We start from the raw sequence: 13,048 nt of genomic DNA, 5'->3' as shown, positions 1-13,048 counted from the left end.
CCGCATGCGTAAATGGTTATCGGGCGGCTGTCTGGCTCTATTGTTAGTTGCGCAGCAGGCCGCAGCACAGACGCTTTTGATCGTTGGAGATAGTATCAGTGCCGGTTTGGGGATAGAAATGGGCCAAGGGTGGGCTGCTCTGCTTGAAAAGCGTCTCGGCGAGCAGGGTGATAGCTATAAGGTCATCAATGCCTCGATTAGTGGCGACACCAGCGCTGGTGGGCTTTCCCGGCTACCGCTGCTTCTTAATGAGCACAAACCTGATGTCGTGATTATCGAGCTGGGTGGTAACGATGGTTTGCGTGGCCAGCCACCAGCGCAATTGCAACAGAATCTTGCCTTGATGGTTGATCAGTCCAAACAGGCAGGTGCCAGTGTGTTGCTGCTAGGCATGCGGCTGCCCCCTAATTATGGTGTTCGCTATACCGAACGCTTCGCTGCAGTCTATTCCAATGTGGCTGATGAAAAGAAGGTTGCGTTAGTGCCTTTCTTTCTGGAGGGCGTCGGTGGCATAGCTCAATACATGCAGCCTGATGGTATTCATCCCAATGTTGCTGCGCAGCCAAGGCTATTGGACAATGCTTGGCAAGCCCTGCAGCCACTGCTGAAGCAGGTCCAGGCACCAAAGCACTGACATTTCGTAAGAATTTACAGTTTGGGGCAGCTAAATCCTTTGTATCCGCTTTTCAGGTCAGCGGCTTTCCGCTAAGGTTGCGCCCCCCTTCTGGAGCCTCAAATGTCGCGTCACGCCTGGTCCTTGTTTGGCTTTCAACTTATCGTGCCTGATTCACAGCTCGATCTGTTCGCCTGCCAGTCAACACGACTGCATATCGTTGCTCGCCAGCTTGAGCTTGGCGGCCATGCCGACCGTACATTATGTGGCAGTCTTCTGCCTGCCGAGCCCAAATTCCAGCCGTTGGTTCGTCAATGGCTTCGGCACTCGCAGTTATGCCCTCAGTGCATGGAGCGCCTGCAAGCAGATAAACGGGGCGAAGTGGGTACTGTTTCGTTCTTTTGAGGTCTCACGGCCTTATAGGCGCAGTGTTACACTGACACCATTTACAGCATTCTTTCAGCAAGGATTTTTCGATGTTGTCTCGCGCACCATCTATCGCCTGTTTATCGCTTGCGGTCAGCCTGGCTGCCGGTACGGCCTCCGCTCTGGAGTTGCCACTTCCACCGCCTGGTGAAGATATCGTTGGCGAAGTACAGGTCATCAAGGCCGCCTACGAGGATACCTTTGCAGACCTGGGCGAAAGGTACGATCTTGGCTATTCCGAGATGGTGGCGGCCAATCCGGGTGTTGATGCCTGGTTGCCGGGCACAGGGACTGAGGTAGTCCTGCCTACCCGCTTTATTCTGCCGCCTGGGCCGCGCGAAGGGGTCGTCATCAATTTGGCTGAGTACCGTATGTACTATTATCCGAAAGGAGGTAATACGGTTTTTACTTACCCACTGGGGATTGGTCGTGAGGGGTGGGGGTCGCCGGTCGGGGTTACGCGAATCACTGCCAAGACCAAGGACCCGAGCTGGTATCCGCCAGCATCGATCCGCGCTGAGCATGCTGCTGATGGGGATCCACTTCCAAAGGTGGTTCCACCTGGCCCCGATAATCCGCTTGGGCCCTATAAGTTAAATCTTGCACTGCCGGGTTACCTGATACACGGCTCCAACAAGAAATTTGGCATTGGCATGCAGGTCAGCCATGGCTGCTTCCGGATGCTCAATGAGGATCTCAAGGAGTTTGTTGGCCTGGTGCCAGTGAATACGCCTGTTCGTATCATAAACGAGCCGTACAAGTTTGGTATCAGCCAAGGCAAGCTGTATCTGGAAGCGCATGAACCGCTTTCGAGCGAAAATGGCAAACCAGCCCTGATCGACCAGCACACCGCTGTTGTGAATGCCATGATCCGTCGTGAGGATTTGAGTGGTCATGACGAGCTGAACTGGGAATTGGTTAAGGACATTGTCACGGCGCAGGATGGCCTGCCAGTGGAGGTGGCCGCAACCAATCAGGCTTCACAAGCCACTGTTACTGTCTCTGAGTCGCCAGCCGCTGCGCTGTAAGACAGTCTGACAACAAAAAGCCCGCCAAATGGCGGGCTTTTTGTTGCTCGCAAAAGCCGACCGGGAAGGTCGACTTAACAGGTCAAAGACCTATTATTTGCGGCTGGCTTTTTCCAGCATACGCAGAGCGCGCTCGTTAGCTTCGTCAGCAGTCTGCTGAGCTTTCTGAGCAGCAGCCAGAGCGTCATCAGCATGGCGGTAAGCTTCGTCAGCACGAGCCTGAGCGCGAGCAGCTGCGTCTTCAGTAGCAGTCAGACGGGCTTCGCTTTCTTTGGAGGCGTGGCTGCAACCGGTAGCCAGGGCAGCTGTCAGAGCCAGAGCGGCAAATTTCAGAGCATTGTTCATCATTATCCCCTTGAGGTGGACTTCCATATAGAGTGCAAATTTCCTAGCGGAAAATTGCGCGCTACATACTACTCATAACGTGTAGTAAGTAAACTGAGCGAATGCAAGGTTCGCGTGTTTTTTTCACTTTCCCTTTCACAAGCTCGATGAATTGACATTGGGTTGTTTAAAAAGTGTCCAAAAGTTGCTGGCGCTGAGCGACTGCCAGCAGAGAAGGGGGCTGAATGACGGAAGCACTTGCCAGGTTAATGGGTTGTATTAATGCAAACTTCAAAGCACTATTAGGTCTTAAGTCTTGCGCCAAATGCTCGTTGTATTAAGCCTAAGGTCATGATTGTTGTGCGATGGTCGGCCTGAACGGGTACGCCATTTCTTTAGTCTGAAAATAGGCTCGGCAGCAATGTCGCTTCCCAATAAAAGAGATAAGGCGGGTAATCGGTTTTCCGCCAAGGAGCAGATATGAACGAGTCGTTTTCAATCGACCACGACCTCTCATCTCACCAGTTCGTTATCCGTGTCGATGGGCAGCGCGCGTATCTTGCCTATATGGATCTTGGCAAGCAGACCATGGATTTTTACAGGACCTTTGTGCCTGATAATCTGCGGGGCAGAGGAATAGCAGCCGCCCTAGCCGAGTACGCGCTAACCTACGCCGAGTCACGCGGTTATAGCGTGATTCCATCCTGCTCCTACGTTGAACGCTATATCGAGCGACGTCAGCAGAAGCTAACGGCTTCTCATTAATAAACCGGCATAAAAAAGCCGGGTAGATACCCGGCCTTCAGAAAACGACTGGCGCTTAATCGCGCTTACGCTTGGGTAGGACATCCTTGAGCTTGTTATGCATGCTCATGATGCTCTGTTCGGTCATTTCCCAATCGATGCATGCATCGGTAACCGAAACGCCATATTTCAGCTCGTTAAGGTCTTTAGGGATTGGCTGATTGCCATAACCCAGATGGCTTTCCACCATCAAACCGATAATGGACTGGTTGCCTTCGATAATCTGATTGGCCACATTGTCCATGACCAAAGGCTGCAGTGAGGCGTCCTTGTTAGAGTTTGCATGGCTGCAATCAACCATGACGTTGGCCTTGACCTTGGCCTTGTTCAATTCGCGCTCACACAGTGCAACGCTAACCGAGTCATAGTTCGGCTTGCCATTACCACCACGCAAAACCACGTGACCATAGGGGTTTCCCTTGGTCTGAACAATCGAGACCTGACCCTGCTGGTTGATCCCGAGGAAACGATGAGGATTGGAGACCGACTGCAGGGCATTAATGGCTACAGTCAGGCTACCATCGGTGCCGTTCTTGAAGCCAACGGCTGAGGAGAGGCCAGAAGCCATTTCACGGTGCGTCTGTGACTCTGTTGTACGAGCGCCAATGGCCGACCAGCTGATCAGGTCCTGGAGATACTGCGGCGAGATCGGGTCCAGCGCTTCGGTAGCTGTAGGCAAGCCTTTTTCAGCCAGCTCCAGCAATAGCTGACGACCAATATGCAAGCCATCCTGAATCTTGAAAGAATCGTCCAGGTAGGGGTCGTTGATCAGACCTTTCCAACCTACTGTCGTACGCGGCTTCTCGAAGTACACCCGCATGATCAGGAAAAGGGTATCGGAAACCTTTTCAGCGAGGACCTTCAGGCGATCAGCATACTCATGGGCTGCATTGATGTCATGAATGGAGCAGGGGCCAACCACGACAAAAATACGATGATCCTTGCCATCTAGAATGTCTCGCACAACCTGACGGCCTTGTGCAACCGTCTTGGAGGCGCTGTCAGTCAAGGGGATTTCTAGCTTAAGCTGTTCAGGCGTTATCAGAGGGTCGTTTGATACGACGTTTAAGTCATTTATAGGTAAATCGGCCATAGTGTTCTCGAAGGCCACGGTGCCTGCTTGGCATAACCGGCTGGCGTTACGCGGTAAAAGGTGGACAAGAGGCTAACCATAACGTGTCTTCATAGGGGGCGACAATGGCCTTTTCCACTTCGAGAGACGAAGCGGCCTGTTGCATTCATGACTATCCTGATTACTGATAAATAGCGAGGAATTGTGGAATTAAGCGATCTTGATGCGGATCAGGCATTACTGGCGCTTTCAGGCGTAACGTTGCTTATCTTTACCAGCGAAGGGTGTTCCAGTTGTCGATGGGCACGTGCGCGTTTGCCGGGCATGAATTTATCGTGTGATCGAATCGCCTGGGTGGATGCAGAGCGAAACGGTGGATTGATTCAGCGTTATGAGGTGTTTCGTTTGCCTGCCCTGTTTGTTGTACGTGATGGGCTATTTTTCGGTGCACTGAAAGCACCTATGGCTGAGTCTGAGTTAAACCAGGGTATTCAAGCATGCCTGAGCCACGATGCTGAAGAGTTGCCTTGATTAAAGGAATGCGGCGTTAAATAACCGAGTTCGCAAATTGGCATATTCACGTGTGTTTTCAACAGCGAAGTGGCAATACGCTGCTACGCTTTCCTATGATGAATAAGCATTAGGCATGTTGTCTGACGGCCATCCACGTCAGCAGTTGAGGAGGCCAATTGGTCCAGTCGATCCTTTATGCAACCGATCTAGGCATCTACTCGTCCTCTGTATTGCAGCACGCACTATCGCTTGCGCGAGCACATGATGCCAAGTTGTATGTCGTGCATGCTGTCGAGCCTTTAGGGTTGTTCGCAGACTCGATCTTGCAGACCTATATGGATGCCGTCACGCTGGCACAGTTGAATAAACAGGGCTTTAGTACTGTTTTATCTAATATCGAACAACGAGTAATCGAGTGTCTGCGTGATGAGATGGGGGATGCTGCGCAAGATTTTGATCGTATTCGTCTGGTCCGGGTCGTTCAGGGAGACCCTGCTCAGGTCATTTTGGAGCAATCCCATGATCTGTCTGTTGATTTGATTGTTATAGGCAGCCACAGCCATGGCAGTACCTGGGACATACCGTTGGGTCGTACTGCAGGTAAGGTTTTGCAGATGGCGGATGTGCCTGTCTATCTTGTACCCATGCTGCAGCATCGAAGCCATTGATAATTACTGAAAGCTATAAATATTTTCAGTTTACGTTACTATAAGTTATAACAACGATGCTGTTAGCTATAGCAAGGAGCCATCATGAAGCTTCAGCAATTGAGGTACATATGGGAAGTGGCACATCACGATCTCAATGTTTCTGCAACAGCGCAAAGCTTATATACCTCCCAACCCGGAATCAGTAAGCAAATCCGGTTGCTTGAGGATGAGCTGGGTGTAGAGGTATTTGCCCGTAGCGGCAAGCATTTGACCCGAATTACACCGGCAGGTGAGCGAATCATCCAGACTGCGGGCGAAATTCTGCGCAAATGTGAAAGCATCAAGCAAATTGCTCAGGAATTCTCCAACGAGAAGAAAGGCACGCTTTCAATCTCCACGACGCATACACAGGCCCGCTACGCGTTGCCAGATGTAATCAGTGAATTCATGAAGCAATATCCGGATGTTGCCCTGCATATGCAGCAAGGTACGCCGATGCAGATCGCTGAAATGGCGGCAGATGGTACGGTTGATTTTGCCATCGCCACAGAAGGTCTCGAGCACTTTGGCGATTTGATCATGCTGCCATGCTATCGATGGAATCGCTGTGTCATCGTGCCTCATGGGCATCCTCTGGCCAAGGTGTCCAAGCTCACCCTGGAAGCACTGGCCGAACATCCGATTGTGACCTATGTATTTGGTTTCACAGGACGCTCCAAGTTGGACGAAGCCTTCAGCCGAAAAGGGCTGGAGCCGAAGGTAGTCTTTACCGCAGCCGATGCTGACGTTATCAAGACCTATGTACGGCTAGGTTTAGGCGTTGGTATCGTGGCTGATATGGCTGTGGATCATAAGCTCGACAGTGATCTTGTCGCGCTAGACGCAAGCGAGCTGTTCGAGGCGAGTATTACCAAGATCGGCCTGCGTCGTGGCACGTTCCTTAGAGGGTATATGTGTGACTTCATCAGTCGCTTTGCACCCCATTTGACGCGTGATGTACTGGTGCAAGCGATGCAATGTCATAGCCGTCAGGAAGTGGATGACCTGTTTGCCGATGTTATATTGCCCACCTATTAAATCACTTAATCATCGTATGAAAAGAAAGGGAGTCACTTCGCCTCATTTTGTGTCAGAGTGACGGGGTAAGCTTTCCAGCGGCTTACAGATGTCCCTTACAAGAAAAACAATACGAGGTTCATACGATGAAAGTGTCCCGAAAGTCTGCTGTTTTGCTAGGTATAGGTTTCGCTCTTATGTCCGGATTCTCGCAAGCCAGTTCGCTGCATGTCGATCGTGCCCCGTTTGGCACGCTTCCTGATGGCCGTGCCATAGAGCGATATACGCTACAAAACAGTAATGGTATGCGAGTCGGTATCATTACCTATGGCGGTATTGTTCAGTCTATTGAGGTGCCCGATGCAAAAGGGCATATGGATGATGTCGTTTTAGGTTTTGATGATGTAAAGGGCTATCTGGATAACGGCACCGTTTACTTTGGTGCGTTGATTGGACGATTCGGTAACCGCCTGGCCAAGGGCAAGTTCGAGCTGGATGGAACGACATACCAGGTTCCGATCAATAATGATCCAAACGCGTTACACGGTGGGCCAGAAGGGTTCAATACCAAGGTATGGCAAGCCAAGCCTATCGAAGGAAAGGACTGGAAAGGCGTATCGCTGAACTATGTTTCATCTGACGGGGAGATGGGCTTTCCAGGCACCCTCACCACGACTGTACGCTATACGCTTAACGAGCGTAACGAGCTACAGGTTGAATACATCGCAACGACAGATAAGCCTACCGTGGTCAACTTGACCAACCACAGCTATTTTAACTTGGCGGGTGCGGGTAACGGGACCATTCTGGATCAGAAGGTTACTATTCATGCGTCCAAATATACCCCGATCGATTCGACGTTGATTCCAACTGGGGAGTTGGCAGAGGTAAAAGGTACGCCTATGGATTTTGTTCATCCGACTGCTATCGGAAAACATATCCGGGATGATGACCAGCAATTGAAATACGCTGAGCCTAAGCAGGGCGGCTTCGATTTTAATTGGGCGTTCGATAAGCCAGGTCAGCTCGATGCTGTGGCTGTGACAGCATTCGATCCATCGTCTGGGCGGCGTCTTGAGATGTACACGACTGAGCCGGGCGTACAGTTCTATACCAGTAACTTTTTGGATGGCACCATCAAGGGCAAGCAGGGTAAGGTCTATCCGCACTGGGGAGCCTTTACACTGGAAGCCCAGCATTTTCCCGATGCGCCTAATCAGCCTAATTTTGCCAGCACTCGCTTGAACCCCGGCGAGACGTACAAGCAAACCACGATTTATAAATTCTCAACGCTCAAGCAGTGACCTCTATTTATGGGGCTGCCCAGTCAGCCCCATATCCTGCCTTAACTCCTCAATAAGCATTTTTGCTGGCGCGGTTACATCTGCGCCTTGGCGAATCACAACGCTATAGGGTTCGCTGTTGATCTGCAGGTCAATGGAGAATCGCTTGAGCAAGCCAAACCGCTCACTAAAAAGCGCCACATCGCTAGGCATAACGGCCAAAAGATACGGATCTTCTTGCAGGAGACTGAGCATCGTAAAGGTGGAGGCTGTCTCGATGGGGTAGCGCGGGAAATCAAGGCCTGCAAGACGAAACTGCTGTTCAAGCGCCAGGCGCATAGGCATGTTGGAGGGGTAAACAACCCACCGATAACCTGTCAGCTTATCAAGGCTTGAGTGTGTCGTATTGGCTAGCGGGTGATTAGGGTGGGCGACCAACGCTAGACTTTCCGGATGCTCGATTAGCTTTTCATAAGCATCAGGTCGTGTACTAACACTGGTTCGGCAGATCACTACATCCACCCGGCCTTGGTCGAGAAGCGCCAGCAGGCGTGCACTGGTGTCTTCCACGATATGAATCGAGAGTTCCGGCTGCGTCTGGCGAAGCCGATTGAGTGACTGCATGAGTAGAGGAACCGCACCCATGATGACACCAATGGAGAGGCGGCCTCCCTGGCCCTGCAGGATGCCAATCATTTCCTCCCTAAGATGCGCGATATCCGACTGAATCAGGCGGGCGTACCGAATCACGCAGCGTCCTAAGTCATTAGGCACAAGTCCCTGACTGGTGCGCGTGAAAAGAGTGGCGCCCAGTGTTGTCTCGATTTCATGAAGGGCTTTCGTTGCGCCAGGCTGAGTAATAGCAACTTGTTCAGCGGCTTTGTGCAACGAGCCATGCTCCTCAAGCGCAATGAGAAGTTTTAGCTGACGTACACGCAGTCGAGAAGAAATGGAATTCAGGGATGGGATCATGGGAATAACTAAAGGTTATCACTTAATCAGTAGCTCTCATTAGGCAGCTTTCTGTTCACGCCGTAAAGTATGTTTCATCCACTCGGCCCATAACGATAAGAGCAAATCCCATGAGACTGATTCAGTTCGAAACTTCAGAAGGCCAGCGTCATGTAGGTATGGTTGATGGCGAAAATATCCAGATCGTGCGTAATGTTCGGACGATGCGTGAGCTAGCGTTGAATACTATCCGAAATAGCCGTGATCTGGCGGCTGAGGTCCAGATACAAGGCACCGAGCCAGGCCCCAGCTATGACAGCTTACTGGAGGGCCGCCGCGTATTACCGCCGTTGGATCATGAGGATGCAGCCCATTGCTTGGTAACAGGCACTGGCCTTACGCACTTGGGTAGCGCTTCTACGCGCGACAAAATGCATCAGCAGAGCAACCAGGATGAAGCCAAGCTGACCGACAGCATGCGCATGTTCAATTGGGGGCTTGAGGGTGGACGGCCATCTGCGGGTGAAGTAGGTGCGCAGCCCGAATGGTTCTACAAGGGCGACGGCAGCATCGTAGTCCGGCCAGGAGAGGATTTCTCTTTTCCTGAGTTTGCTGAGGATGCTGGCGAGGAGCCCGAGTTGACCGGTCTGTATGTAGTGGGTGATGAAGGACAACCCTATCGCGTCGGTTTTGCACTGGGAAATGAGTTTTCAGATCATGTCATGGAGCGGAAAAACTACCTGTACCTGGCGCACTCAAAGCTGCGTTACTGCGCATTCGGGCCAGAGCTGCTCGTGGGTGACTTGCCTCGTCACCTTGCAGGCGTAAGCCGGATTCACCGTGGCGGCGAAGTGCTTTGGGAAAAAGAATTTCTTTCGGGCGAGGAAAACATGTGTCACAGCTTGGCGAATCTCGAATACCACCATTTCAAGTACAACCAGTTCTTGCGTCCGGGCGACGTGCATGTGCATTTTTTCGGGACGGCTACACTGTCCTTCGCCGATGGTATTAAGACGCAGCCAGGGGATCGCTTTGAGATCAGTATGCCTGAATTTGGCAAGCCTTTAGTCAATGGGATCGCCCCTCATAAACCGGCCTTCATGATTGGTGGTGTCAAGGCGCTATAAACCTGAACGCTAAGCGCATTAAAAATGAAGTGTCAGCTAAATCTGCCCTGATAAGAGGCAGGTTAAATCACTAAATTACTAAGTTGTATGATGACTTAAGGTCCGACAGGATGTACCTTTAGTGGCTGACACCGATGTCTTCTTATTTTATCTGCGTGAGCACTGGCTCGCGCAGCGTCCTGAAACCCTTTAAGGTCAAGGAGTTAAGCATGCAGATCACAGGGCATAACTATATTGGCGGAGCGCGCAGTGCTAAGGGCGAAACTATCGTCTATAGCGTAGATGCAACCTCTGGAGAACAGTTATCGTATAAGTTCTATCAGGCTACGCCTGAGGAAGTCGATGCTGCTGCACGTGCTGCGCAAGAGGCTTATCCCATCTACCGCAGCCTGAGTGCTGAAAAGCGTGCCAGCTTTTTAGAAGCCATTGCTGATGAGCTAGATGCATTGGGTGACGATTTCGTACAACTGGTTTGCCGCGAAACCGCCTTGCCTGCTGGTCGTATCCAGGGCGAGCGTGGGCGTACCAGTGGACAGATGCGTCTGTTTGCACAAGTGCTGCGTCGCGGTGATTTTTATGGTGCGCGCATCGACCGTGCTTTGCCGGATCGCAAGCCTATGGCGCGTCCAGACCTGCGTCAATGCCGCATGGGTCTAGGCCCTGTCGCCGTTTTTGGCGCTAGTAACTTCCCCCTGGCATTCTCGACCGCAGGTGGTGATACGGCCTCGGCACTGGCTGCAGGCTGCCCGGTTGTATTCAAGGCGCACAGTGGCCACATGGGTACTGCTGAATACACGGGTGAAGCAGTTATCCGTGCGGCTGAGCGTACCGGTATGCCTGCAGGTGTGTTCAACATGATTTATGGGGCTGGCGTTGGCGAGCAGTTGGTCAAGCATCCTGCCATTCAGGCCGTAGGGTTCACGGGCTCACTGCGTGGCGGTCGTGCGTTGTGTGACATGGCGGCTGCACGTCCTCAACCCATCCCGGTTTTTGCCGAGATGTCCAGCATCAATCCGGTAGTGCTGCTGCCTGAGGCGCTCAAGCAGCGTGGTGACAGTGTCGCTAACGACTTGGCTGCCTCTGTAGTGTTGGGCTGTGGTCAGTTCTGTACCAATCCAGGCCTCATCATTGGTATGCGTTCGCCTGAACTCTCTGCATTCCTAGAGCGTTTTTCGGCAAGCATGAATGATCAGCCAGCACAAACCATGCTGAATGCCGGTACGTTGAAGAGCTACATGAAAGGCCTTGAGCGCTTAAACGCTCATTCAGGTATTACTCATCTTGCCGGTGCAACCCAGCAAAGCAACAACCAGGCTCAGCCGCAGTTGTTTAAGGCTGATGTCAGCATGTTGTGGGAGGGCGATGAATTACTCCAGGAAGAGGTCTTTGGTCCAACGACTATCGTGGTAGAAGTTGCCGACAAGGCTGAGCTGATCCGCGCATTGCATGCGTTGCACGGCCAGCTGACCGCAACGCTGATTGCTGACGCGGGTGATCTTGAAACCTACGGTACTGAGCTGACTGCGGTGCTTGAGCAGAAAGCAGGTCGCCTATTGATCAACGGTTATCCAACCGGCGTAGAAGTCTGTGACTCCATGGTACATGGTGGTCCTTACCCAGCAACATCTGATGCACGTGGTACTTCTGTAGGGACATTGGCAATCGATCGCTTCCTGCGCCCGGTCTGCTACCAGAACTACCCGGATGCACTGCTGCCTGAGCCACTCAAGAACGCTAACCCGCTGGGCATTGCCCGTCTGGTTAACGGCGTTACGACACGTGATGCGCTGAGCTGATCGCTTCGTGAATGAAAAAGCCCCGGCATGCCGGGGCTTTTTTATGGCTATTCGCCTTCTAGTACCAGTGTAAGAGCCTTGCGTGCGTCTTCCAGTTGTACCAGGGTGGCATGTTTGGCGCCCAGGGCATCGCCGTGTTGGATTGCCGTCAGAATTGCCTTGTGGCGGGGAAGGGCGAATTCATGGAGGTTTGGTCGCTTGTTGGACTGCTTGAGTGATTCACGCAAGGCCAGCGATAGCATATTGCAAAGATTGGCCAAAAGGTCATTATGGGTGGCTTCGGCGATCTGGCTATGGAAATCTAGATCGGGTTGTAACCACTCTTCAGGCGTATTGGCAGCTTCCATACGCTGATAGGCACTTTCAATAGCCGCTACGTCGTCAGGTGTCGCATGAGTCGCCGCAAGTGCTGCAGCGGCAGGTTCTATAATGCAGCGCACACTTGAAAGCATATTGAAAAAATCGTTTTGCGGCGTGGTTTCCATTAGCCAATGCAGGACATCAGGGTCAAGCATGTGCCACTCGCGCCGGGGTCTGACAACTGTGCCAACTTTAGGCTTGGAATATACGAGTCCCTTGGCTACCAGCACTCGTGTGGCTTCGCGTAACACCGGACGGCTAACCGAATACTCTTCACAAAGTGACGCTTCGGGCGGAAGCTTGGTGTCTGCAGGGAAGTGGCCAGAAACAATATGCCTGCCCAGCTCCTGAACGATCCGGGCATGCATGCTTTTGCGAAGTGATGGTTTGCGATATTCCATGAGGCGCGACGTAGCGATCCTGTTTTGAGGCCGCGCATCATAGCATTCGCCCCTTGTCAGTGTTGAAAGAGGCGGCGCTGAGAGCTCACTCAATGCGAGTGTCTTGGCACTTCAGACCCACGACAGCCGACCAGAAAGTCGAAATCGCAGCCTTCATCAGCCTGTAGCACATGATCCACGTACAGCTTGCGATAGCCACCACCAATCATCTTGGCGTTCGGGTCCTGCCAATCCGCCAGACGAGCTTGCAGCTCTTCGTCCGAGACTTCCAGATGCAAGCGGCCATTCTCACAGTCCAGCTCGATCATGTCGCCATTGCGCACTACAGCCAGCGGACCACCTGCTGAGGCTTCCGGTGCCACATGCAGCACTACCGTGCCGTAGGCCGTACCGCTCATGCGGGCATCGGAGATGCGCACCATGTCAGTGATACCCTTGGCCAGCAGCTTGGGCGGCAGGCCCATGTTGCCTACTTCAGCCATGCCCGGATAACCCTTCGGCCCGCAGTTCTTGAGTACCATTACGCAGGTCTCGTCGATATCCAGGTCTGGATCAACGATACGCGCCTTATAGTCCTCCAGGTCTTCAAAGACTACCGCACGGCCTCGATGCTGCATCAGCTCAGCGGTAGCAGCCGAAGGCTT

At 52.4% G+C, this 13,048-nt stretch carries 14 protein-coding genes and 1 pseudogene; 10 read left to right on the top strand and 5 right to left on the bottom strand.

From position 1 onward, the window contains the following. Positions 1-4 precede the first annotated feature (4 nt). From IEX86_RS19260 to IEX86_RS19250, 3 genes are all read left to right on the top strand, one after another. The gene (locus IEX86_RS19260; protein ID WP_188867767.1) at positions 5-634 is read left to right on the top strand and encodes an arylesterase; all 630 of its coding nucleotides are present in this window, start codon (positions 5-7) and stop codon (positions 632-634) included. A 102-nt stretch (positions 635-736) separates the two neighbouring features. After that, positions 737-1,018, top strand: coding sequence for a hypothetical protein (locus tag IEX86_RS19255; RefSeq protein WP_188867766.1), 282 nt, complete (start codon positions 737-739; stop codon positions 1,016-1,018). A 71-nt stretch (positions 1,019-1,089) separates the two neighbouring features. Beyond that, positions 1,090-2,067 carry a L,D-transpeptidase family protein gene (locus IEX86_RS19250; protein ID WP_188867765.1) on the top strand — a complete coding sequence of 326 codons (978 nt, stop codon included), beginning with the start codon at positions 1,090-1,092 and terminating at the stop codon, positions 2,065-2,067. 93 nt (positions 2,068-2,160) lie between these two features. Here IEX86_RS19250 and IEX86_RS19245 read toward each other — a convergent pair whose 3' ends face one another. Continuing rightward, a complete protein-coding gene (locus IEX86_RS19245) occupies positions 2,161-2,412 on the bottom strand; it encodes an Lpp/OprI family alanine-zipper lipoprotein (RefSeq protein ID WP_188867764.1) in 252 nt (83 codons plus the stop codon). A 459-nt stretch (positions 2,413-2,871) separates the two neighbouring features. Between IEX86_RS19245 and IEX86_RS19240 the strand changes: the two genes are divergently transcribed. Next, positions 2,872-3,156, top strand: coding sequence for a GNAT family N-acetyltransferase (locus tag IEX86_RS19240; protein ID WP_188867763.1), 285 nt, complete (start codon positions 2,872-2,874; stop codon positions 3,154-3,156). Positions 3,157-3,211: 55 nt separating this feature from the next. Here the strand turns inward: IEX86_RS19240 and IEX86_RS19235 are convergent, their stop codons facing one another. After that, positions 3,212-4,288 (bottom strand): 3-deoxy-7-phosphoheptulonate synthase, encoded by a 1,077-nt coding sequence (locus IEX86_RS19235; RefSeq protein WP_188867882.1) that lies wholly within the window; start codon positions 4,286-4,288, stop codon positions 3,212-3,214. Positions 4,289-4,471: 183 nt separating this feature from the next. Between IEX86_RS19235 and IEX86_RS19230 the strand changes: the two genes are divergently transcribed. The 4 genes from IEX86_RS19230 to IEX86_RS19215 all read left to right on the top strand — a co-directional run bounded on the left by IEX86_RS19230 (position 4,472) and on the right by IEX86_RS19215 (position 7,790). Further along, positions 4,472-4,798 (top strand): YbbN family protein, encoded by a 327-nt coding sequence (locus tag IEX86_RS19230; RefSeq protein WP_373290466.1) that lies wholly within the window; start codon positions 4,472-4,474, stop codon positions 4,796-4,798. Between the two features lie 158 nt (positions 4,799-4,956). Continuing rightward, positions 4,957-5,448, top strand: coding sequence for a universal stress protein (locus tag IEX86_RS19225; protein WP_188867762.1), 492 nt, complete (start codon positions 4,957-4,959; stop codon positions 5,446-5,448). A gap of 84 nt (positions 5,449-5,532) precedes the next feature. Next, positions 5,533-6,507, top strand: coding sequence for an HTH-type transcriptional regulator CysB (cysB, locus tag IEX86_RS19220; protein ID WP_188867761.1), 975 nt, complete (start codon positions 5,533-5,535; stop codon positions 6,505-6,507). A gap of 125 nt (positions 6,508-6,632) precedes the next feature. Further along, a complete protein-coding gene (locus IEX86_RS19215; RefSeq protein ID WP_188867760.1) occupies positions 6,633-7,790 on the top strand; it encodes an aldose epimerase family protein in 1,158 nt (385 codons plus the stop codon). Between the two features lie 3 nt (positions 7,791-7,793). On the opposite strand, the gene IEX86_RS19210 is transcribed toward IEX86_RS19215, so the two are convergent. Next, entirely contained in the window at positions 7,794-8,741 is a 948-nt protein-coding gene (locus tag IEX86_RS19210; RefSeq protein ID WP_188867759.1) for a LysR family transcriptional regulator, read from the bottom strand. Between the two features lie 110 nt (positions 8,742-8,851). Between IEX86_RS19210 and araD1 the strand changes: the two genes are divergently transcribed. Beyond that, positions 8,852-9,847, top strand: coding sequence for an AraD1 family protein (gene araD1, locus IEX86_RS19205; protein WP_188867758.1), 996 nt, complete (start codon positions 8,852-8,854; stop codon positions 9,845-9,847). Positions 9,848-10,056: 209 nt separating this feature from the next. After that, positions 10,057-11,643 carry an aldehyde dehydrogenase (NADP(+)) gene (locus tag IEX86_RS19200; RefSeq protein WP_188867757.1) on the top strand — a complete coding sequence of 529 codons (1,587 nt, stop codon included), beginning with the start codon at positions 10,057-10,059 and terminating at the stop codon, positions 11,641-11,643. A gap of 47 nt (positions 11,644-11,690) precedes the next feature. On the opposite strand, the gene IEX86_RS19195 is transcribed toward IEX86_RS19200, so the two are convergent. Together IEX86_RS19195 and IEX86_RS19190 are read right to left on the bottom strand one after the other, a co-directional pair. Continuing rightward, complete coding sequence (locus tag IEX86_RS19195; protein WP_188867756.1) at positions 11,691-12,404, bottom strand: FadR/GntR family transcriptional regulator; 714 nt, start codon at positions 12,402-12,404, stop codon at positions 11,691-11,693. A gap of 89 nt (positions 12,405-12,493) precedes the next feature. Next, positions 12,494-13,048 (bottom strand): annotated as a pseudogene (locus tag IEX86_RS19190) (dihydroxy-acid dehydratase); the annotation flags it as partial.

Origin of the sequence: Pseudomonas asuensis (genome assembly GCF_014646755.1) — a bacterium.
Lineage (GTDB): Bacteria > Pseudomonadota > Gammaproteobacteria > Pseudomonadales > Pseudomonadaceae > Chryseomonas > Chryseomonas asuensis.
The sequence above is the reverse complement of the archived record's forward strand: the minus strand, read 5'-3'. Positions and strand labels throughout refer to the sequence as shown.

Coding starts and splice junctions, on each gene's coding strand:
- IEX86_RS19260 (WP_188867767.1), top strand. CDS start 5: ATGCGTAAATGGTTATCGGGCGGCTGTCTGGCTCTATTGTTAGTTGCG.
- IEX86_RS19255 (WP_188867766.1), top strand. CDS start 737: ATGTCGCGTCACGCCTGGTCCTTGTTTGGCTTTCAACTTATCGTGCCT.
- IEX86_RS19250 (WP_188867765.1), top strand. CDS start 1,090: ATGTTGTCTCGCGCACCATCTATCGCCTGTTTATCGCTTGCGGTCAGC.
- IEX86_RS19245 (WP_188867764.1), bottom strand. CDS start 2,412: ATGAACAATGCTCTGAAATTTGCCGCTCTGGCTCTGACAGCTGCCCTG.
- IEX86_RS19240 (WP_188867763.1), top strand. CDS start 2,872: ATGAACGAGTCGTTTTCAATCGACCACGACCTCTCATCTCACCAGTTC.
- IEX86_RS19235 (WP_188867882.1), bottom strand. CDS start 4,288: ATGGCCGATTTACCTATAAATGACTTAAACGTCGTATCAAACGACCCT.
- cysB (WP_188867761.1), top strand. CDS start 5,533: ATGAAGCTTCAGCAATTGAGGTACATATGGGAAGTGGCACATCACGAT.
- IEX86_RS19215 (WP_188867760.1), top strand. CDS start 6,633: ATGAAAGTGTCCCGAAAGTCTGCTGTTTTGCTAGGTATAGGTTTCGCT.
- IEX86_RS19210 (WP_188867759.1), bottom strand. CDS start 8,741: ATGATCCCATCCCTGAATTCCATTTCTTCTCGACTGCGTGTACGTCAG.
- araD1 (WP_188867758.1), top strand. CDS start 8,852: ATGAGACTGATTCAGTTCGAAACTTCAGAAGGCCAGCGTCATGTAGGT.
- IEX86_RS19200 (WP_188867757.1), top strand. CDS start 10,057: ATGCAGATCACAGGGCATAACTATATTGGCGGAGCGCGCAGTGCTAAG.
- IEX86_RS19195 (WP_188867756.1), bottom strand. CDS start 12,404: ATGGAATATCGCAAACCATCACTTCGCAAAAGCATGCATGCCCGGATC.